The sequence below is a fragment of the Pseudomonas sp. LB3P93 genome (assembly GCF_054898025.1).
This window is the reverse complement of sequence record NZ_CM142713.1, coordinates 1,381,496-1,401,526: the sequence shown is the minus strand read 5'-3', so window position 1 is coordinate 1,401,526 and position 20,031 is coordinate 1,381,496. Positions and strand designations below refer to the sequence as shown.

Here is a 20,031-nt window from a genome sequence, read left to right as displayed (position 1 = left end):
TTCATGAAGGCCGCCGAATGGCCGTCGGATCAATCGAAATATCGTCCGACGGCTCTAGTTCGCGGTTTAGCGATTGATGTGCAACTCCACCCGACGGTTTTTCGCGCGTCCTTCATCCGTTTCGTTGTCGGCTACCGGCTGGCTTTCGCCCTTGCCTTCACTGGTGAGTTTGTCCGGCGCCAGCCCCTGGCTCAACAGATAGGCCGCCACGCTGCTGGCGCGGCGCTCCGAGAGTGCCTGGTTGTATTCATCCGAACCCACGCTGTCGGTGTGGCCGATCACCTTGATGCTCACCACATCGGCGTTCTGCAGTTTGCCCATCAGCGCATCCAGCTGACTGCGCGCACCGGGCGTCAGGTCAGACTTGTTGAATGCAAACAGTACGTCGCCGGGCAGTGTGATGACTTCGGGTTGCACCACTTCGACAGGTTTCACGCTGGCCGGATATTGCGGTAGCGGACAACCGTGATGTTCGACAGGTGTGTTGGCGGGTGTATCGGGGCAACGATCACGTCGATCGAAGACACCATCGTCGTCCTCATCGCCATCCTGGGCGTAACAGATCAAGCCACCGGCCAAGATACCGAGCGCTGCCCCACCGCCTGCCCAGCCGGCACTTTCAATTGCGCCCAAGCCTCCGCCGACCAGTCCGCCGATGACGCTGCAGATTGGCCAGGTACGTTGATTGAGGGGGGCGGTGCCATCGCTGTGGGTTGCGCAGCCGGTCAACAGGCTGCCTATTAGCAGAACCGGCAAGACGGTCCGTGTGAGAACGCTCATATGGAAAGCTCCTGTGTCACCGGCCCATACCGGTTACACAGGAGTAAAGACCCGCATCCGCGACTGCACAAGCCGCGGAGCGGATGGGGCCTAGCGGTTGATTTTGATTTCAGTACGACGGTTCTGCGCACGACCGTCAGCGGTTTTGTTATCGGCGACTGGCTGGCTTTCACCGGCACCGGCCACAGACACGAAGCTGCTGCGTGGCACGCCTTGGGAAATCAGGTATTCCACCACCGAGTGCGCACGACGATCCGACAGTTTCTGGTTGTAGGCATCACTGCCCACGCTGTCGGTGTGACCGGTCACGGTCAACTGGGCGGTACTGGCTTCCTGTTTCAGGCGAGTAGCGATTGTGTTGAGTACATCTTTATCAGAAGGAGTGAGTGTGGCTTTGTCGAACTGGAAGTGAACATCGCGGATGACAATGACTTCTTCCTTGACCACCACGGCTTCTTCGACCACTGGCGCAGGCACCGGTGGAGGGCAACCGTCAGCATCGACCTTCACGCCTCTAGGCGTACCCGGGCACTTGTCGCGACTGTCCGGCACACCATCGCCGTCTTCGTCGCCATCGCCATGCACCCAGCAATACGCTGCGGCCGTACCGCCGACGACCAGCGCGCCATACCCCGCCCATGCCGAACTCTCGGTCGCACCGAGACCGGCACCGATGACACCGCCGACCGCCGCACAGGTCGGCCAGTCGGTTTTCTGCAAACCTGCGCAACCAGTCAACACACTGGTTAGCAGAACCAAGGGTAATGCTGTCCGAACTATGCTCATCTAGTTTTCTCCTGAGGGATCGGCTTAGAACCGATTCAGGGAGTAAAGACCGGAGTTTTAATCTCCGCCAGCAATAGGCCACCGCTGTTTTGCCCCGTGTTCACGGTAGTTCGCCGATTTTGCGGGAAACCCGCTCTAGGCCCGAGCGTTCGGGCAGGCTAGTCTTGGTGCTCTGATTGAGGATCTCTGATGATTGCAGGTATTTCTTCGCGCACGCCCCAGCAGGCGTTGGCCGCTTTGCTTGATCGATACGCCCCCGCGCGCCTGTTGTTGATCGGCGCCAGCGAATTTCCCGCGCTTGAGGCATTCAAGCTGGCGCATCCGGATTGTTGCATTGCCCTTGCTGAGCCCGGGCCGCTGCCTGCCGAACTGGCGGCACGGCGGTTTGACCTGGCGCTGGTGGTCGATTGCCTTGAACACCTGCCAAAGCGCGACGGTCTGAATTTGTTAGGCGGGATCCGTAATCTGAACGCCAGTCGCATTGCGGTGCTGGCGGACTTGCCGGCGAGCGGTTGGCAGGAGACGGATTTCTTTTCCCTGGCCTTGCAAGCCAGTGAACGTTTCCAGCGCGACGAACAAGTGCTGACGCTGTTCACCTATGATCTGCTTGACTATAAACAGGTACCCGACTGGCTCAACTCGCGATTCTGGGCCAATCCGGAAAACTTCGGGAAATATTGGTGGTAACGCAATGAGTACATCCATTTGCCCTTGCGGCAGCGGCACCCTGCTTGATGCCTGCTGCGGCCATTACCATGCCGGACATCCGGCGCCCTGTGCCGAAGCCTTGATGCGCTCGCGCTACAGCGCCTATGTGCTGGGGCTGATCGACTATCTGGTGGGGACCACCCTGCCCGCCCAACAGTCCGGCCTGGATCGTCAGTCCATCAGCGACTGGAGTGCGCAAAGTACCTGGCTGGGTCTTGAGGTGGAAAGCTCCGAGGTCTTCGGCGGTCAGCCAGAACACGCGTTCGTCACGTTCACCGCACGCTGGCATGACGGTGGCGGTGAACACAGCCACCGCGAGCGCTCCTCGTTCGTGCAGAACGCCGGGCACTGGTACTTCATCGACCCCACCGTGCAACTCAAGGCTGGTCGCAACGATGCGTGCCCGTGCGCCAGCGGGCAGAAGTTCAAGAAGTGTTGTGCGGGGTATTTCGGCGTGTGAGGTGATTGCAAAGGGCTAGACTGGGGTTCAAGGGAGAAACACGACCATGATCACCCGGCGCGTTGCACTTTACTGGCTCATCTCGATGCTCTTTCTGGGGCTCGGCGGCTGCGCGTCCTGGTTCGGTGACGATCTGCCGGATCCGCAGGTGCATCTGGCCAAGGTCGAAGTGGTTCGGGCCAAGTTGCTGGAGCAGAAATTCATCCTGCACTTTCGCGTCGACAACCCCAACGACAGCGACCTGACAGTACGTGGCCTCGAATACCGCATTCATCTGGGCGACATGTTGCTGGCCGAAGGCGAGCACGAACACTGGTTCACGGTCGGTCCCAAGCGCAGCGCCTATTTCAAAGTACCGATCCGCACCAACCTGTGGCCCAAGGTGCGGGATCTGGTGAAAATGCTGAAAAAACCCGATCAACCGATCCCCTATCGTCTGGAAGGTGAACTGGAAACCGGTTTATTCATCGCGCATTACGTGCACCTGGCGCGCAATGGCGTGATAATCCCCGCCGATTTAATTCCGGAGAAAACCCGATGACCCAGCAACCCCATGTCCATGGCCCTGACTGCAACCACGATCATGACCATCACGACCACCATGATCACGACCATGGCCATGTCCACGGCCCGAACTGCGGCCACGCTCACCAGGAGCCGGTGCGCAACGCCCTGAAAGACGTCGGCCGCAACGACCCTTGCCCATGCGGCAACGGCAAGAAATTCAAGAAGTGCCACGGCGCTTGATGCTTCTGGCGAAGATCTTCTTCGCCGGTTGAATTGCTATCGCGAACAGGCTCGCTCCCACATTTGAATTGCGCGAGCACCAAACTTTGGGGCCATTGCAAATCTCTGTGGGAGCGAGCTTGCTCGCGATGACTGCGGCACATTCACTATCAACGTGTCAGTTACACCGCCATCACGAGCAAGCTCGCTCCCACAGGGAATTCAGTCAGCGTTCAAAATCTGTGCGGTGCTCACGACCGTCGCATATTCCCCGTGCAAATTCCCCAGCGACATCGCATGCACTTCTTCAGCTGAATGCGCATTGCCAAAATAATCAGCCTTGTCGAACGTAAAGCACGCATCCTCCACCACCCACGCCTCAAACCCCAGATTCCCGGCCGTTCGCGCCGTGGACTCCACCGAGTTGTTGGTCGCAACGCCGACGATGATCAATTGCTCGATCCCCGCCTCGCGCAAACTCGCCTCCAGCCCCGTCGCACAAAACGCATCCGGCACCTGTTTGGAAATCAGCTGCTCGCCGGCCAATGGCTGAAAACGTTCCTGAATCTCCACACCCGATTGCTGCGGCCAGAACACTGAATCCGGTGAGCGGGACAGGTGCTGCACATGAATCACCGGCCGCACGGTTCGACGCCAATACGCGAGCAAATCAAGAATTCGTTCTTCGGCCTGAGGATTATTTCGGCGACCGAGTCTGGGGTGCAGGATGCCTTTTTGTTGGTCGATGATGATCAGTGCTGCGTTGGTCTTTAGCTCCATGCCGACTTTTCCCACACAAGGTCATTGAATTTCACGCACTTCAGCATCACCTCCTCTTACAGGCAAGCCATCGAACGCAAACAGGACGACCTGATGCCCGCGGTCGCTGTCCGACCCTATCGACGTCTCTTGATGTGGAGTACTTCATGATCGACCTGTATTACTGGACCACCCCCAACGGCCACAAAATCTCGATTTTTCTGGAAGAAGCCGGCCTGCCGTACAACGTGCACCCGATCAACATCAGCCAGAACGAGCAGTTCCAGCCGCACTTTCTGAAAATCTCCCCGAACAACAGAATCCCTGCCATCGTCGACAATGAGCCCGTCGATGGTGGTGAGCCGTTGTCGGTGTTCGAGTCGGGGGCGATTTTGCTGTACCTGGCGGAGAAGACCGGCAAGTTCCTGCCCAAAGACCTGCGCGGTCGCCAGCAAGCGCTGCAATGGCTGTTCTGGCAGATGGGCGGCCTCGGGCCGATGGCCGGACAAAACCATCATTTCAGCCAGTTCGCGCCCGAGAAGATCCCTTACGCGATCAAGCGCTATATCGATGAAACGGCGCGCCTGTACGGGGTTCTGGACAAGCAACTGGCCAACCATGAGTTTGTCGCAGGCAGTGAATACAGCATTGCCGACATGGCGATTTACCCGTGGATCGTTTCCCACAAGTGGCAGAGCCAAAACCTGGAAGATTTCCCGAATGTGCTGCGCTGGTTCAACCACATCCAGAACCGTCCGGCGACCGTAAAAGCCTATGCCTTGGCGGCCAAGGTCAATCCACCCAAACCCTGACCCCGATGCTAACTCTGTGGCGAGGGAGCTTGCTCCCGCTCGGCTGCGCAGCAGTCGCAAATCCTGCAACCGCAATCTTATTGTTAAAACGCGGTGAAGGCTTTTGGGTCTGCTCCGCAGACCAGCGGGAGCAAGCTCCCTCGCCACAAGAGCCATGCCGGCCTCTGGTTTATCGGACAAATCCTGAAATAACCTGATACCCCGCTTGCGCGCCCTCCTCCTGCTCTCTAACGTAGCGCCTTTATTGCGCCTCTACCCCCGCAGGAGCTTTGCCATGGCCTCGCCAGCCCTTACACATTTTCTTCCCCGGTTCGGCGTTGCCGCAGCAGTGGCCGGTGTTTTGAGCCTGACCGGTTGTCAGACCTGGAACACCCAGGACACCCTCCCGCCAACCACCGGCGTACAGCCGCTCAAGGGCCTGGCGCAGAACGTTTCGGTGCGCCGCAATGCCATGGGCATGCCGCTGATCGAAAGCAACAGCTTCCACGACGCCCTGTTCGCCCTCGGCTACGTCCACGCCAGCGACCGCATCACGCAAATGGTCACCCTGCGCCTGTTGGCCCAGGGCCGTTTGTCGGAGATGTCCGGTTCCGACCTGCTGGACGCCGACCGCTACATGCGCGCCGTCAACCTGAAGAAAAGCGCCGGCGAGCTGTACAAGGCGTCTTCGCCACGTCTCAAGCGTTTCATCGAAGTTTATGCGCGCGGCGTCAACGCCTACCTGTTCCGCTACCGCGACAAACTGCCGGCCGACCTCATGGCCTCCGGTTACAAGCCTGAATACTGGCAACCGGAAGATTCTGCGCTGATTTTCTGCCTGCTGAATTTCAGCCAGTCCGCCAACCTGCCGGAAGAAATCGCCGCGCTGATGCTGGCCCAGACCGTCACCACCGACAAACTCGGGTGGCTGACGCCGTCCGCTCCCGACGAAAAACTGCCGCTGGGTGAAGCCGATAAACTTCAGGGCATCAAGCTCAACGGAGCAATCCCGGGCCTGGCTGAAATCAGTAAAGCCACCGGGCAACTGTCCGACCTCAATCTGTTGGGCGCCACCTCGTCGAACAACTGGGCCATCGGCCCGCAACGCAGCCGCAGTGGCAAAAGCCTGCTGGCCAGCGACAGTCATGGCCCGTTGGGCGTGCCGTCGTTATTCAGTTACGTGCAGATTCGCGCGCCGAAATACCAGGCCTCTGGCGTGACGATCGCCGGTTTGCCCATGGTGCTCGGCGGTTTCAACGGCAAAGTGGCGTGGAGCATGACTTCGGTCATGGGCGACAACCAGGACCTGTTCCTGGAAAAAATCAAACGCCAGGGCAACGGCCTCACGTATGAAGTCGGCGGCAAATGGCAGCCGGCAATCGTGCGTAACGAAACCTACTTCGTCAAAGGCCAGCGGCCGATTCGCGAAGTCGTGTACGAAACCCGCCACGGCCCTCTGCTCAACAGCGCCCAAGGCACGACGCTGGCCAATGGCTTCGGCCTGGCCTTGCAGACGCCGAACTTCACGGACGACAAAACCCTGGACGCGTTTTTCGACCTGTCCCGGGCCCAGACCGTCGAGAAAGCCTCGGACGCCAGCCGTGAAATCCGCGCCATTGCCTTGAACCTGGTGTTCGCTGACGCCAGCAACATCGGCTGGCAAGTCACCGGGCGTTACCCGAACCGTCGCGAAGGTGAAGGCCTGCTGCCGTCGCCGGGTTGGGAAGGTCGTTACGATTGGGACGGTTACGCCGACCCGATGCTCCATCCGTATGACCAGGACCCGGCCCAAGGCTGGCTCGGCACCGCCAACCAGCGGGTCATTCCCCATGGCTACGGCATGCAGCTGTCCAATTCCTGGTCGGCGCCGGAGCGTGGCGAACGCCTGGCCGAACTGGCGGGTGTGGGCAAACACGACACGCGCAGCGTGATCGCGATGCAATACGACCAGACCACGACGTTCGCCGCCAAACTGAAGAAAATGTTTGAAGCACCGGGCATGTCCCAGCCGCTCAAACAGGCCATTGAAGCGCTGCCGGTGTCTGATCGCGGCAAGGCTCGCGAGGCCTACACCCGCTTGATGGCGTTCGACGGCAAACTCAGCCCGACTTCCGCGGACGCGGCGATCTACGAGTTGTTCTTGCAGGAAAGCACCAAACAGATTTTCCTCGACGAACTGGGCCCGGAAAGCAGCCCGGCGTGGAAAGCCTTTATTGCCAACGGCAAGTTGTCCTACGCGGCTCAAGCCGATCACCTGCTGGGCCGTGAGGACAGTCCGTTCTGGGATGACGCCCGCACGCCGCAGAAAGAAGACAAACCAGCGATCCTCGCCCGCAGCCTGGCGGCGGCGATCAGCGCCGGCGACAGTCAATTGGGTGGCGATCACAAAGCCTGGCAGTGGGGCAAATTGCACCGCTACGAATGGAAGAACGCCAGCGGCCAGACCGTTCGCGGACCGTTGGCGGCCGGGGGCGATCACACCACGCTGAACACCGCGGCGTTCACCTGGGGTCAGGACTTCAACACCACGCTGGCCCCGGCCATGCGCTTTATCGTTGATTTCAGCCAGGCGGAACCGCTGATGGGGCAGAACAGCACCGGCCAGTCCGGCAACCCGGCGAGCCCGAATTATCTCGATAGCATTGATCCATGGCTGAAGGGGCAATACATGAGCCTGCCGATGCAACCGCAGAACTTTGACAAGGTGTACGGCAAAACGCGGTTGACCCTCACACCCGGTAAATAAGGTCACCGCCGCTCCCACACGGGGAAATATTTCACCCGTACTGATCGTTCCCACGCTCTGCGTGGGAATGCAGCCCGTGACGCTCCGCGTCACTGGACGCGGAGCGTCCCTTGAGGCGTTACCACGCGGAGCGTGGGAACAATCGTCAAGCTTCAAAAAATCAATAGAACTTCTGCCTTCGCGCAAACCTCATACCTAACAAGTCCCTCCATTTTGGTAACAACATGGATCTTGTTATCGCGCGTCCTGAAGGTTTGTACTGCCCCGCCGGCGATTTCTATATCGACCCGTGGCGGCCGGTCGAACGTTCAGTGATCACCCACGCTCACGGCGACCATGCCCGCACCGGCAACCAGCATTATCTGGCGGCGGCCCCCGGCGAAGGGATTTTGCGCGCGCGACTGGGCCAGGACATCAACCTGCAACCCCTGCCCTATGGCGAGCGCTTGCAGCACCACGGCGTCACCCTGAGTTTTCATCCTGCCGGCCATGTCTTAGGCTCCGCCCAGGTGCGTCTGGAATACGGCGGTGAAGTCTGGGTTGCCTCGGGGGATTACAAAATCGAACCCGACGGCACCTGTGCGCCGTTCGAACCTGTGCGTTGCCATACCTTTATCACTGAGTCGACTTTCGGCCTGCCGATTTACCGCTGGCAACCCCAGGCGCAGATTTTTGCCGAGATCAATCAGTGGTGGCAGGCCAATGCCGCCGCCGACAAAACCAGCGTCCTGTTCTGCTATTCCTTCGGCAAGGCCCAACGAATTCTTCACGGCATCGACGCCAGCCTCGGCCCCATTTTGGTGCATGGCGCGGTGGAACCGTTGAACCGGGTTTATCGCGAGAGTGGCGTTTTTATACCGCCGACGATCTATGCCGGCGATGTCCTGAAGAGTGACCCGATGATGCGCAAGGCGCTGGTCATCGCCCCACCGTCGGCGGGCGCCAGCACCTGGATGCGCCGCTTTGGCGATTACAGCGATGGCTTCGCCAGTGGCTGGATGCGCTTGCGTGGCACGCGGCGCAGACGCGGTGTGGACCGTGGCTTTGTCTTGTCCGATCACGCCGACTGGCCCGGCCTGCTCTGGGCCATCGAGCAGACCGGCGCCGAACGGGTGATGGTCACCCATGGTTCCGTCGGGGTGCTGGTGCGTCATCTGCGCGAACAGGGCCTTGACGCCATGGGGTTCAGCACCGAATACGGCGACGATGAGGAAGACAACGCCGCCGTCGAAACCGACAGCGCCGAGGTGACGCCATGAAGGCCTTCGCCGAGCTGTACGCCGAACTCGACGCCACCACGTCAAGCAACGCCAAACTGGCCGCCATGCAGTCCTACTTTGCCCACGCTGCACCCGAAGACGCCGCATGGGCGGTGTACTTTTTGTCCGGTGGGCGACCTCGGCAGTTGGTGCCGGTGCGCGTGCTGCGTGAGTTGGCGGTCGCGTATTCCGGCCTTCAGCCCTGGCTGTTCGAAGAGAGTTACCAGGCGGTTGGCGATCTGGCGGAAACCATTTCGCTGGTCCTGCCCGAGGCCCAACACAGCTCCACCGACGGGCTGGCGGTATGGATTGAAGACAAATTGCTGCCACTGCGCGGTGAATCCCCGGAAGTCCTCGCCGAGCGATTGCCTGCGCTCTGGGCGCAACTGGACCGTCACAGCCTGATGCTCTGCATCAAACTCATTACCGGCAGTTTTCGCGTCGGCGTCTCCAAGCTCCTGGTGACGCGCGCCTTGGCGGCCATGGCCGGGATCGACAGCAAACGGGTGGCCCAGCGATTGGTCGGGTACACCGACCTGTCCAATCGTCCGAGTGCTGCCAGTTATCTGAAATTGATCGCGGCCGAATCGGCCGACGAACATGCCCAGCGCGGTGGCCAGCCTTACCCGTTTTTCCTGGCCCATGCCTTGGCGCAACCGGTCGAGCAATTCGAAAACGTGCTCGGGCCGGCGAGCCAGTGGCAAGTGGAATGGAAGTGGGATGGGATTCGCGCCCAAGTGGTCAAGCGTGACGGTCGGCTTTGGATCTGGTCGCGCGGCGAAGAACTGGTGACCGAGCGCTTTCCTGAACTCGACAGTCTGTTGCACAGCCTGCCTGACGGTACGGTGATCGATGGTGAAATCGTCGCCTGGAAATCCGCACGACCAAACACCGACGATGCCTTTGACCCGCAATCGCCGGCCTCTCCCGCCGTGCTGCCGTTCGCGCTGTTGCAGCAACGGATTGGCCGTAAAACCCTCGACAAAAAAATTCTCGAAGAAGTGCCGGTGGTGGTCCTCGCCTACGACTTGCTGGAATGGCAAGGCGAGGACTGGCGCAGTCAGCCTCAGGCCAGGCGCCGCGCTCAACTGGATCAGCTCATCACGACCTGCAACAACCCGGTGTTACTCGCCTCGCCAGTGCTCACCGGCCAAGACTGGTTCGACCTCGCCAGACAACGCGAAGCCTCTCGCAGCCTCGGTGTCGAAGGCATGATGCTCAAGGCTCGGGATGCGCTGTATGGCGTCGGTCGGACCAAGGACATGGGCGTCTGGTGGAAATGGAAAGTCGACCCCTTCAGCGTCGATGCAGTGCTGATTTATGCCCAGCGCGGCCATGGTCGCCGGGCGAATCTCTACAGTGATTACACCTTCGCCGTCTGGGACGGCCCACCCGACGCCAGTGAACGAACGCTGGTGCCGTTCGCCAAAGCCTATTCAGGGCTGACCGACGAAGAAATGCGCCAGGTCGACAGCATTGTGCGCAAGACCACGGTGGAGAAATTCGGGCCGGTAAGCAGTGTGAAACCGAGCCTGGTGTTTGAGCTGGGGTTTGAAGGCATTGCTTTGTCGAAGCGCCACAAGAGCGGGATTGCCGTGCGGTTTCCGAGGATGTTGAGGTGGCGACAGGACAAATCGGTGGAAGAAGCTGACAACCTCGCAACACTGCAAGATTTGCTGGGCTGACCTCGCTCCCACAGTTTTTTGTGCCATCCTGAACCATGATGGTGCAGCAATTTTCCGACGCCCGATTTCGTGCACAAATCCCCGATTGCCATTTCTTGAATCACCTTTTAAAACGCTTGTTCGGGACTCTGGTTCGGAAATTGCTACTTTCATTAGGTCTTACGCTTTCCAGTAACAATAATTCTGCGCCACAAGCGCTCATATTGGTTCTTAGGGATTGAATAATGAAAAAAGCATTGCTGACCCTTTCTGCACTGGCGTTGTGCATGGCTGCTGGCTCCGCCATGGCAAAGGAATACAAAGAACTGCGTTTTGGCGTTGACCCTTCCTATGCGCCATTCGAGTCGAAAGCGGCCGACGGCAGCCTGGTGGGCTTCGACATCGATCTGGGGAACGCGATCTGCGCCGAGCTGAAGGTCAAGTGCAAATGGGTCGAAAGCGATTTCGACGGCATGATTCCGGGCCTGAAGGCCAATAAATTCGACGGTGTGATCTCTTCGATGACCGTCACCCCGGCCCGCGAAAAAGTCATCGACTTCTCCAACGAGCTGTTCTCCGGTCCAACCGCTTATGTGTTCAAGAAGGGTTCCGGCCTGAGCGAAGACGTCGCTTCACTGAAGGGCAAGACCGTCGGCTACGAGCAAGGCACCATCCAGGAAGCTTACGCCAAGGCCGTGCTGGACAAGGCTGGCGTGAAAACCCAGGCCTATCAGAACCAGGATCAGGTGTATTCCGACCTGATGTCGGGTCGTCTCGACGCTGCGATCCAGGACATGCTGCAAGCCGAGCTGGGCTTTTTGAAGTCGCCAAAGGGCGAAGGCTACGAAGTCAGCAAGCCGGTTGACAGCGAATTGCTGCCGGCCAAAACAGCTATCGGTATCTCTAAAGGTAACAAAGACCTCAAGGCACTTTTGGATAAAGGTATCAAAGCGTTACACGACGATGGCACCTACGCCACCATTCAGAAGAAACACTTTGGCGATCTGAATCTGTACAGCGGCAAATAATGCCCGGCGCCCATCTCGCGATGGGCGCTTTTTTCACCCGATCAGGTTGCTGATTTATGTTCGAAAACCTATTACAAAACTTGGGGCTCTCAGCCTTCAGCCTCAAGGGCTTCGGTCCGTTGCTGATGGAAGGCACCTGGATGACCATTAAATTATCGGCATTGTCGCTGCTGGTGGCCGTATTGCTCGGCTTGCTCGGCGCCACCGCCAAACTGTCAAAAGTCAAACTGGTGCGGGTTCCGGCCCAGATCTACACCACGCTGATTCGCGGCGTACCGGACCTTGTGCTGATGCTGCTGATTTTCTACAGCCTGCAAACCTGGTTGACGTCGTTTACCGATTTCATGGAATGGGAATACATCGAGATCAACCCGTTCAGTGCCGGGGTCATCACCCTGGGCTTCATCTATGGCGCGTATTTCACCGAAACCTTCCGCGGAGCGATTCTCTCCGTGCCTCGGGGCCAAGTCGAAGCCGCTACCGCTTATGGCCTTAAACGCGGCCAGCGTTTTCGAATCGTGGTGTTCCCGCAAATGATGCGTTTCGCCCTGCCGGGGATCGGTAACAACTGGATGGTGATGCTCAAGGCGACCGCACTTGTCTCGATCATCGGCCTCGCCGACCTAGTCAAGGCTGCGCAGGACGCCGGTAAAAGCACCTATCAACTGTTTTACTTCCTGGTGCTTGCCGCGCTGATTTACCTGCTCATCACCAGCGCCTCCAACTTCGTCCTGCGCTGGCTCGAACGCCGCTACGCCGCCGGATCCCGGGAGGCCGTACGATGATCGAACTCTTGCAGGAGTACTGGAAACCCTTCCTTTATACCGACGGCTACAACATCACCGGCCTGGCCATGACCATGTGGCTGCTGACCGCCTCGATCGTCATCGGTTTCCTGGTGTCGATCCCGCTGTCCATCGCCCGGGTGTCGCCGCACTTCTACGTCCGCTGGCCGGTGCAGTTCTACACTTACCTGTTTCGCGGCACGCCGCTGTATATCCAGTTGCTGATTTGCTACACCGGCATCTACAGCCTGGCCGCCGTGCGTGCGCAACCGGTGCTGGATGCGTTCTTTCGCGATGCGATGAACTGCACGATCCTGGCGTTCGCCCTGAACACCTGCGCCTACACCACGGAGATTTTCGCCGGGGCGATCCGCAGCATGGCCCATGGTGAAGTCGAAGCGGCCAAGGCTTACGGTCTGACAGGCTGGAAGCTGTATGCCTACGTGATCATGCCGTCAGCCCTGCGTCGCTCGTTGCCTTATTACAGCAACGAAGTGATTTTGATGCTGCACTCGACCACCGTGGCGTTCACCGCGACCATCCCGGATATCCTGAAAGTCGCGCGGGACGCCAACTCGGCGACCTTCCTGACCTTCCAGTCGTTCGGTATTGCCGCGCTGATTTACCTGACCATTACCTTTGCGCTGGTCGGCCTGTTCCGCCTCGCTGAACGCCGATGGCTGGCCTTCCTCGGGCCGACCCACTAGGACTTGCAAATGCGCCACCAAACACACGACCTGTTGGCCCCGCTGCCGGGGACTGCACGACAGATTCACAGCTTCCATTTCGGCCCATCGGCGGCCAAAGGCAAAATCTACATCCAGTCGTCCCTGCACGCCGATGAAATGCCCGGCATGCTGGTGGCCTGGCACCTCAAGCAGCGTCTGGCGGAACTTGAAGCCGCCGGCCGCCTGCGCAGCGAAATCGTGCTGGTGCCGGTGGCCAACCCGGTTGGCCTGGAACAGGTACTGATGGATGTCCCGCTGGGCCGCTACGACCTGGAAAGCGGGCAGAACTTCAATCGCTGGTTCGTCGATTTGAGCGAAGCGGTAGGCAACGAGATCGAAGGCCAGCTGGGCGATGATCCGCAGCACAACCTTGAGGTCATTCGCACCAGCCTGCGCAATGCGCTGGCCCGGCAAACCGCCGGCACTCAACTGCAATCCCAGCGCCTGACCCTGCAACGACTGGCCTGCGATGCGGACATGGTGCTGGACCTGCACTGCGATTTCGAAGCGGTCGCCCACCTTTACACCACACCCGAAGCCTGGCCGCAGGTCGAGCCTTTGGCGCGTTACATCGGCGCCGAAGCGAGCCTGCTGGCGACCGACTCCGGCGGTCAGTCGTTCGATGAATGCTTCACCCTGCTCTGGTGGCAGTTGAAAGAACGCTTCGGCGAACAGTTCAACATTCCGCTCGGCAGCTTCTCGGTCACCGTGGAATTGCGCGGCCAGGGCGACGTCAATCACCCGTTGGCCAGCCTCGATTGCCGGGCACTGATCGATTACCTGATTCACTTCGGCGCCATTGCCGGCGAACCGGCGCCATTGCCCGAACTGCCCTACCCCGCCACCCCGCTGGCCGGCGTCGAGCCGGTGTCTACACCGGTGGGCGGTCTGCTGGTGTTCACCGCGCTGCCGGGGGAATACCTCGAAGCCGGGCAACTGATCGCCGAAATCATCGACCCGATCGCTGATCGCGTCACCCCTGTTCATTGCACCGCCGCCGGGCTGATGTACGCCCGCTCGCTGCGGCGCATGGCCACTGCCGGCATGGTGATCGCGCACGTCGCGGGCGCCGAGGCCTATCGCAGCGGCTACCTACTTTCGCCTTGAGGATGCATGCCCCATGTACAAACTGACCATCGACGGCCTGCATAAAAGCTATGGCGATCATCATGTGCTCAAAGGCGTTTCACTCAAGGCCAACACCGGCGACGTCATCAGCCTGATCGGCGCCAGTGGCTCGGGCAAAAGTACCTTCCTGCGCTGCATCAATTTTCTCGAACAACCCAACGACGGCGCCATGACCTTGGACGGCCAGAACATCCGCATGGTCAAGGATCGCCACGGCATGCATGTGGCCAACCCCGATGAACTGCAAAAAATCCGCACGCGCCTGGCCATGGTGTTCCAGCATTTCAACTTGTGGAGCCACATGACCGTGCTGGAAAACATCACCATGGCCCCGCGCCGGGTGTTGGGTTGCAGCAAAGAGGAAGCCGAAGACCGTGCACGACGTTATCTCGACAAGGTCGGGCTGGCAGCCCGCGTGGCAGATCAATACCCGGCGTTTCTTTCCGGTGGCCAGCAACAACGCGTGGCGATTGCCCGCGCATTGGCCATGGAACCGGAAGTCATGCTGTTCGACGAACCGACCTCGGCACTCGACCCGGAACTGGTGGGTGAAGTGCTCAGAGTGATTCAAGGCCTGGCTGAAGAAGGCCGGACCATGATCATGGTGACTCACGAAATGAGCTTCGCCCGCAAAGTATCGAGCCAGGTGTTGTTTCTGCACCAGGGCCTGGTCGAGGAAGAAGGCGCGCCGGAAGACGTGCTGGGCAATCCGAAGAGCGAGCGGCTGAAGCAATTCCTGAGCGGCAACCTCAAGTAACAGTCGCCGATAAACCTGTGGGAGCGGGCTTGCCCGCGATAGCGGACTGTCAGTCGCCTGAGTTGGTGACTGGCACACCGCTATCGCGAGCAAGCTCGCTCCCACAAAAAGCAAAGCAATTAAACTTGTTCACCCGCGCAGCGGTCACTGAAAGAACACTTTCAGAGCGCACACCGCCGGCATGGGAACCTCCCCCGACTACGCAAAACAATGGTTCAACGCCCGCGGCTGGAAGCCATTCGCCTTTCAGAAGCAGGTGTGGACGGCCGTAAAACGCGGTGAGTCCGGTTTGCTGCACGCCAGCACGGGCGCCGGTAAAACCTATGCAGTCTGGTTTGCCGCGCTCAATCGCTTCGCCTCGTCGATGGCTCCTGTTGAAACCCCTCGCAAACGAAAACCTCTGGCCCAACCGCTGACGGTGTTGTGGATAACCCCCATGCGCGCCTTGGCAGCCGACACCGCTCGCGCCCTGGAAGCGCCGCTGCAAGATCTGCAGATTCCGTGGAGCGTCGGCCTGCGCACCGGCGACACCAGCAGCAGCGAACGTGCGCGACAGAGCCGGCGCCTGCCAACAACGCTGATCACTACGCCCGAAAGCCTCACCCTGATGCTCGCCCGTGCCGATGCGCAAACAGCGTTATCGACCTTGCGCATGGTGGTGGTCGACGAATGGCACGAACTGCTCGGCAACAAGCGTGGCGTGCAGCTGCAACTGGCACTCGCCCGTTTGCGCCGGTGGAATCCGGATCTGATCGTGTGGGGCGTTTCCGCGACGCTGGGTAATCAAGCCCACGCTGAACAGGTATTGATCCCACAGGGTGGCGGCATCAGCGTTCAGGGCCAGACGTCCAAGGAACTTCGGGTCGATACGTTGCTGCCGCCGGCCATCGAGCGATTTCCATGGGCCGGGCACATCGGGTTGAAGATGTTGCCGCAGGTCGTCGCCGAAATAGAGTCCAGCCCGAGCAGCCTGGTGTTCACCAATACCCGCGCGCAATCCGAGATCTGGTATCAGGCCTTATTGGAGGCTCGCCCTGATTGGGCCGGGCTGATTGCCTTGCATCACAGTTCACTGTCACGAGACACCCGCGACTGGGTCGAGCGAGCGCTGAAGGAAGGCCAGCTTAAAGCGGTGGTCTGCACCTCGAGCCTGGACCTGGGGGTGGATTTCCTGCCGGTGGAGCGGGTGCTGCAAATCGGCTCGGCCAAAGGCGTCGCGCGCCTGATGCAGCGTGCCGGACGTTCCGGCCATGCGCCGGGGCGTCTGTCACGAGTGACGCTGGTGCCGACCCACAGCCTGGAGCTGATCGAAGCGGCGGCGGCTCAAGACGCCGTGGCGCAACGCCGCATTGAGCCCCGCGAATCGCCGCAAAAACCGTTGGATGTGCTGGTTCAACACTTGGTCAGCATGGCCTTGGGCGGAGGGTTTGTGCCCGATGAGTTGTATGAAGAAGTCCGTGGCGCCTGGGCTTATCGAGACCTCACCCTAGCGGATTGGACCTGGGCGCTGGCTTTCGTACGCAACGGAGGGCTTTCCCTGACAGCCTATCCGGATTATCGCCGGGTCGAGCCTGACGAGCAGGGCGTCTGGCGCGTGCCGGATGCGCGACTGGCACGGCGACATCGCATGAGCATCGGCACCATCGTCAGCGATGCGAGCATTCAGCTGAAGTTCTGGAGCAAGGGTGGTGGCGGCAAGCAGTTGGGCAGTGTCGAGGAAGGGTTTATTGCGCGACTCAAACCGGGCGACGGTTTTCTGTTCGCGGGGCGCTTGCTGGAGTTGGTGCGGGTGGAAAACATGACCGCTTACGTCAGACGCAGCACTGCGAAAAAAGCCGCGGTGCCGCGCTGGAATGGCGGGCGGATGCCGCTTTCCAACGAACTGGCACAAGCGGTGGTCGCGCGTTTCAGTGCGGCGGAACAAGGCGAGTTCATCGGCCCGGAGATGCGCGCACTGCGTCCGCTGCTGGAGGTGCAACAACGCTGGTCCGGGCTGCCAACCTCCAATACGTTGCTGGCTGAAACGCTGAAATCCCGCGAAGGCTGGCACCTGTTCCTGTACCCGTTTGCCGGGCGCCAAGTGCACCTGGGGCTGGCCAGTTTGCTGGCATGGCGAGTCAGTCAGCAGCAAGCGGTGACGTTTTCCATCGCGGTCAACGATTACGGGCTGGAGTTGCTCAGCGCCACTGACGTGGACTGGTCGCAGGTGTTGAACCCTGGGCTGTTAAGCCCCGAGCGCTTGTTGGAAGACGTGCTTGCCAGTTTGAATGCTGGCGAACTCGCGCTGCGCCGCTTTCGGGAAATCGCACGTATTGCCGGACTGGTGTTTGCCGGCTACCCCGGCGCGCCGAAAAGCACACGCCAGGTTCAAGCCTCCAGCGGACTGTTCTTCGAAGTGTTCAAACAGTACGACGCCGGGAATCTGTTGCTGGCTCAGGCCGGGGAAGAAGTCCTACGGGAAGAACTGGATATTCATCGCCTGGAACAGACGCTGGAGCGGATCAATCAGCTGAAACTGGACCTGCATCAGATCAAACGTCCTACACCGCTAGGGTTTCCGCTGTTGGTGGAGCGCATGCGGGAAAGCATGAGCTCGGAAAAACTCGCCGACCGTATCCGACGCATGGTCACCGACCTTGAGAAAACCGCCGAAACCGGAAAAACCCGATGAGTACGCCCTATCCCGTGCGACTGGCCGGCGAAGAACTGTGGCTGCTGCCGGAAAAAGCCATTTACTGGCCAGCGCAACAAGCGCTGCTGATCGCCGATGTGCATTTTGGCAAAGCGGCGGCGTATCGGAGCCTTGGTCAGCCGGTGCCTCATGGCACCACCGCCAGCAATATCGCTGTGCTGGACAAGTTATTGGCCGCCCTGCCCTGCCGTCAGCTGATTTTCCTCGGGGACTTTCTGCACGGGCCGGGCTCTCATGCTACTGGCACATTAAGCGCACTGGCAGAGTGGCGAGCGCGCCACACTGATCTGCCGATGACGCTGATCCGCGGCAACCACGACAAACGCGCCGGCGACCCGCCAGCCTCGTTAAACATTCGTGTGATGCCTGAGCCGTTGTTGCTCGGACCGTTTGCCCTGCAACATGAGCCCGATCCGCATCCGCACCGGCATGTGCTCGCCGGGCATGTGCATCCGGTTTATCGGCTGAACGGCAGAGGTCGACAGCGTCTGCGACTGGCGTGTTTCAGATTGGGAGAGGACATCAGCCTGCTACCGGCCTTCGGCGCGTTTACCGGCGGTTATCAGGTCGATCGGGACGACAGCTGCAGGATCTTTGTCATCGGCGACAACGAAATATGGCCAGTCAGCTGAAGTCTTCAAAGACTACAGCTGACTGGCCATTCATTTTCGAGGGCCGATCAGGCTACAGGCGCAGGAGGCGGCTCATCCGGCAGGGTGGGCTCACCGGGCTCTGTAGGTTGTTCGTTGGGGGTATCGGGATCAGGCTGACCGGGGATGCCCCCTGCCATGCTGATGGGTGGATGTGCCAACAAGGACCAGGCCAGGACGCCAACCTGATTGGGCTCAAGCCTTGCCAGTTCGGCACTTATTCGCGGATCGATCTTCATAAAGCACTCCTGAGCGATGGCCCCGTTCGCTGTGCGCGAACCGGGCAGTACACCCAATAGAGTGTCTACCCGCTCAAGAATTCCCGCTACCTGCCAGATGGATCGATCAGGTGCGTGGCAGGGTTACGCCGCGTTGGCCCTGATACTTGCCACCACGGTCCTTATAGGACACTTCGCACTCTTCGTCGGATTCAAGGAACAGCATCTGCGCCACGCCTTCGTTGGCGTAGATTTTCGCCGGGAGGTTAGTTGTGTTTGAGAATTCCAGAGTCACGTGCCCCTCCCACTCAGGCTCAAGCGGGGTGACGTTGACGATGATGCCGCAGCGGGCGTAGGTGCTTTTGCCCAGGCAGATGGTCAATACGTTGCGCGGAATACGGAAGTATTCGACGGTGCTGGCCAGGGCGAAAGAGTTCGGCGGGATGATGCAGACGTCGCTGTGGATGTCGACGAAGCTGCCGGCATCGAAATTTTTCGGGTCGACAATGGCCGAATTAATGTTGGTGAACACCTTGAAATGACTCGTACAGCGAACGTCGTAGCCGTAACTCGACACGCCGTAGGAGATCACACGGTTATCGTCGCTGCCGCGAACCTGACGCTCGACGAACGGCTCGATCATGCCGTGTTCCTGCGCCATGCGGCGAATCCACTTGTCCGATTTGATGCTCATGGCGGGTGTCCTGAATAGCGAGGTGGAAAAATTCTGTCCGGCATCTTACCGGGCGCGCGCTCCGGGTTCAAAGTCCAGGGCATAATTCTCGCCGATCCCCCGTGATAACTGGGCCTTCGTCGGAATCCGATGCACCGTCAGTCATGAAAACAGAGAAACCTTCGTCGCAAGCATTGGCACGTTCCGGAAAAAGGGTTAAGGTGGCGCCACTGTGCTGCTTGTGTCACTGAGAATCTCTACACGATATGTTGAATTTCGATCCAACCATCTACAAGAATTTTTCCTGCTCTTTGCACTCAGTCTCGGCCAGGGTTCTTCCTGAGTCGCAGTTATCTTTGTTCAAGGAGTTACACCATGTCTAATCGCCAAACTGGTACCGTTAAGTGGTTCAACGATGAAAAAGGCTTCGGCTTCATCACTCCACAATCCGGTGACGACCTGTTCGTTCACTTCAAAGCTATCCAATCCGACGGCTTCAAAAGCCTGAAAGAAGGCCAACAGGTTTCTTTCATCGCTACCCGCGGTCAGAAAGGCATGCAAGCTGAAGAAGTTCAAGTTATCTAACTTGTACTTGCTTTAGTAAAAAGCCCCGCCCTCAAAAGCGGGGTTTTTTTGTGCCTGTGTGTTTTGCAGGCAAAAAAAATCGCAGCCAGTGGCTGCGATTTTTTGCGT

At 59.5% G+C, this 20,031-nt stretch carries 21 protein-coding genes; 16 read left to right on the top strand and 5 right to left on the bottom strand.

All coding sequences use genetic code 11. From position 1 onward, the window contains the following. Positions 1 to 66: 66 nt before the first annotated feature. Together ACYZT8_RS06155 and ACYZT8_RS06150 are read right to left on the bottom strand one after the other, a co-directional pair. Positions 67 to 780, bottom strand: coding sequence for an OmpA family protein (locus ACYZT8_RS06155; RefSeq protein WP_461979987.1), 714 nt, complete (start codon positions 778 to 780; stop codon positions 67 to 69). 90 nt (positions 781 to 870) lie between these two features. Beyond that, positions 871 to 1,566 (bottom strand): OmpA family protein, encoded by a 696-nt coding sequence (locus ACYZT8_RS06150; protein ID WP_461979986.1) that lies wholly within the window; start codon positions 1,564 to 1,566, stop codon positions 871 to 873. A gap of 189 nt (positions 1,567 to 1,755) precedes the next feature. Between ACYZT8_RS06150 and ACYZT8_RS06145 the strand changes: the two genes are divergently transcribed. From ACYZT8_RS06145 to ACYZT8_RS06130, 4 genes are read left to right on the top strand one after another with little or no spacing between them, the layout of a single operon-like run. Beyond that, a complete protein-coding gene (locus ACYZT8_RS06145) occupies positions 1,756 to 2,253 on the top strand; it encodes a DUF6231 family protein (RefSeq protein ID WP_461979985.1) in 498 nt (165 codons plus the stop codon). Positions 2,254 to 2,257: 4 nt separating this feature from the next. Then, positions 2,258 to 2,734, top strand: coding sequence for a YchJ family protein (locus tag ACYZT8_RS06140; RefSeq protein WP_461979984.1), 477 nt, complete (start codon positions 2,258 to 2,260; stop codon positions 2,732 to 2,734). Between the two features lie 46 nt (positions 2,735 to 2,780). Further along, positions 2,781 to 3,275: an LEA/WHy family protein gene (locus tag ACYZT8_RS06135; protein WP_461979983.1), complete on the top strand. Its 495-nt coding sequence runs from the start codon at positions 2,781 to 2,783 to the stop codon at positions 3,273 to 3,275. After that, positions 3,272 to 3,481 (top strand): SEC-C metal-binding domain-containing protein, encoded by a 210-nt coding sequence (locus ACYZT8_RS06130; protein WP_007906737.1) that lies wholly within the window; start codon positions 3,272 to 3,274, stop codon positions 3,479 to 3,481. The genes ACYZT8_RS06135 and ACYZT8_RS06130 overlap by 4 nt, the downstream gene beginning before the upstream one ends. Positions 3,482 to 3,682: 201 nt before the next feature. Here the strand turns inward: ACYZT8_RS06130 and ACYZT8_RS06125 are convergent, their stop codons facing one another. After that, a complete protein-coding gene (locus tag ACYZT8_RS06125) occupies positions 3,683 to 4,240 on the bottom strand; it encodes a cysteine hydrolase family protein (RefSeq protein WP_461979982.1) in 558 nt (185 codons plus the stop codon). Positions 4,241 to 4,386: 146 nt separating this feature from the next. Here ACYZT8_RS06125 and ACYZT8_RS06120 point away from each other — a divergent pair, with 146 nt between their 5' ends. From ACYZT8_RS06120 to pdeM, 11 genes are all read left to right on the top strand, one after another. Then, positions 4,387 to 5,031, top strand: coding sequence for a glutathione binding-like protein (locus ACYZT8_RS06120; RefSeq protein WP_461979981.1), 645 nt, complete (start codon positions 4,387 to 4,389; stop codon positions 5,029 to 5,031). A 274-nt stretch (positions 5,032 to 5,305) separates the two neighbouring features. Then, on the top strand, positions 5,306 to 7,756 hold the full coding sequence (locus tag ACYZT8_RS06115) for a penicillin acylase family protein (RefSeq protein ID WP_461979980.1): 2,451 nt from the start codon (positions 5,306 to 5,308) through the stop codon (positions 7,754 to 7,756). A gap of 224 nt (positions 7,757 to 7,980) precedes the next feature. Next, entirely contained in the window at positions 7,981 to 9,015 is a 1,035-nt protein-coding gene (locus ACYZT8_RS06110) for a ligase-associated DNA damage response exonuclease (protein WP_461979979.1), read from the top strand. Next, complete coding sequence (locus ACYZT8_RS06105) at positions 9,012 to 10,700, top strand: ATP-dependent DNA ligase (protein WP_461979978.1); 1,689 nt, start codon at positions 9,012 to 9,014, stop codon at positions 10,698 to 10,700. Before ACYZT8_RS06110 ends, ACYZT8_RS06105 begins: the two co-directional genes overlap by 4 nt. 224 nt (positions 10,701 to 10,924) lie before the next feature. Continuing rightward, complete coding sequence (locus ACYZT8_RS06100) at positions 10,925 to 11,707, top strand: transporter substrate-binding domain-containing protein (RefSeq protein ID WP_461979977.1); 783 nt, start codon at positions 10,925 to 10,927, stop codon at positions 11,705 to 11,707. A gap of 56 nt (positions 11,708 to 11,763) precedes the next feature. Then, entirely contained in the window at positions 11,764 to 12,492 is a 729-nt protein-coding gene (locus ACYZT8_RS06095) for an ABC transporter permease (protein ID WP_131059231.1), read from the top strand. Continuing rightward, entirely contained in the window at positions 12,489 to 13,199 is a 711-nt protein-coding gene (locus tag ACYZT8_RS06090) for an ABC transporter permease (RefSeq protein ID WP_131059230.1), read from the top strand. The genes ACYZT8_RS06095 and ACYZT8_RS06090 overlap by 4 nt, the downstream gene beginning before the upstream one ends. A gap of 9 nt (positions 13,200 to 13,208) precedes the next feature. Next, positions 13,209 to 14,327: a succinylglutamate desuccinylase/aspartoacylase family protein gene (locus ACYZT8_RS06085; protein WP_461979976.1), complete on the top strand. Its 1,119-nt coding sequence runs from the start codon at positions 13,209 to 13,211 to the stop codon at positions 14,325 to 14,327. A gap of 13 nt (positions 14,328 to 14,340) precedes the next feature. After that, positions 14,341 to 15,105, top strand: a complete 765-nt coding sequence (locus ACYZT8_RS06080; RefSeq protein ID WP_461979975.1) for an ABC transporter ATP-binding protein — start codon at positions 14,341 to 14,343, stop codon at positions 15,103 to 15,105. A 181-nt stretch (positions 15,106 to 15,286) separates the two neighbouring features. Next, positions 15,287 to 17,776 (top strand): ligase-associated DNA damage response DEXH box helicase, encoded by a 2,490-nt coding sequence (locus ACYZT8_RS06075; protein ID WP_461979974.1) that lies wholly within the window; start codon positions 15,287 to 15,289, stop codon positions 17,774 to 17,776. Beyond that, positions 17,773 to 18,429, top strand: coding sequence for a ligase-associated DNA damage response endonuclease PdeM (pdeM, locus tag ACYZT8_RS06070; RefSeq protein WP_461979973.1), 657 nt, complete (start codon positions 17,773 to 17,775; stop codon positions 18,427 to 18,429). The genes ACYZT8_RS06075 and pdeM overlap by 4 nt, the downstream gene beginning before the upstream one ends. Positions 18,430 to 18,476: 47 nt before the next feature. On the opposite strand, the gene ACYZT8_RS06065 is transcribed toward pdeM, so the two are convergent. Then, positions 18,477 to 18,686 (bottom strand): hypothetical protein, encoded by a 210-nt coding sequence (locus ACYZT8_RS06065; protein WP_017336784.1) that lies wholly within the window; start codon positions 18,684 to 18,686, stop codon positions 18,477 to 18,479. Between the two features lie 106 nt (positions 18,687 to 18,792). Continuing rightward, positions 18,793 to 19,359, bottom strand: a complete 567-nt coding sequence (gene dcd, locus ACYZT8_RS06060) for a dCTP deaminase (RefSeq protein WP_010462661.1) — start codon at positions 19,357 to 19,359, stop codon at positions 18,793 to 18,795. Between the two features lie 354 nt (positions 19,360 to 19,713). Here dcd and ACYZT8_RS06055 point away from each other — a divergent pair, with 354 nt between their 5' ends. Then, entirely contained in the window at positions 19,714 to 19,923 is a 210-nt protein-coding gene (locus tag ACYZT8_RS06055; protein WP_002554837.1) for a cold-shock protein, read from the top strand. The last annotated feature ends 108 nt before the right edge of the window (positions 19,924 to 20,031 follow it).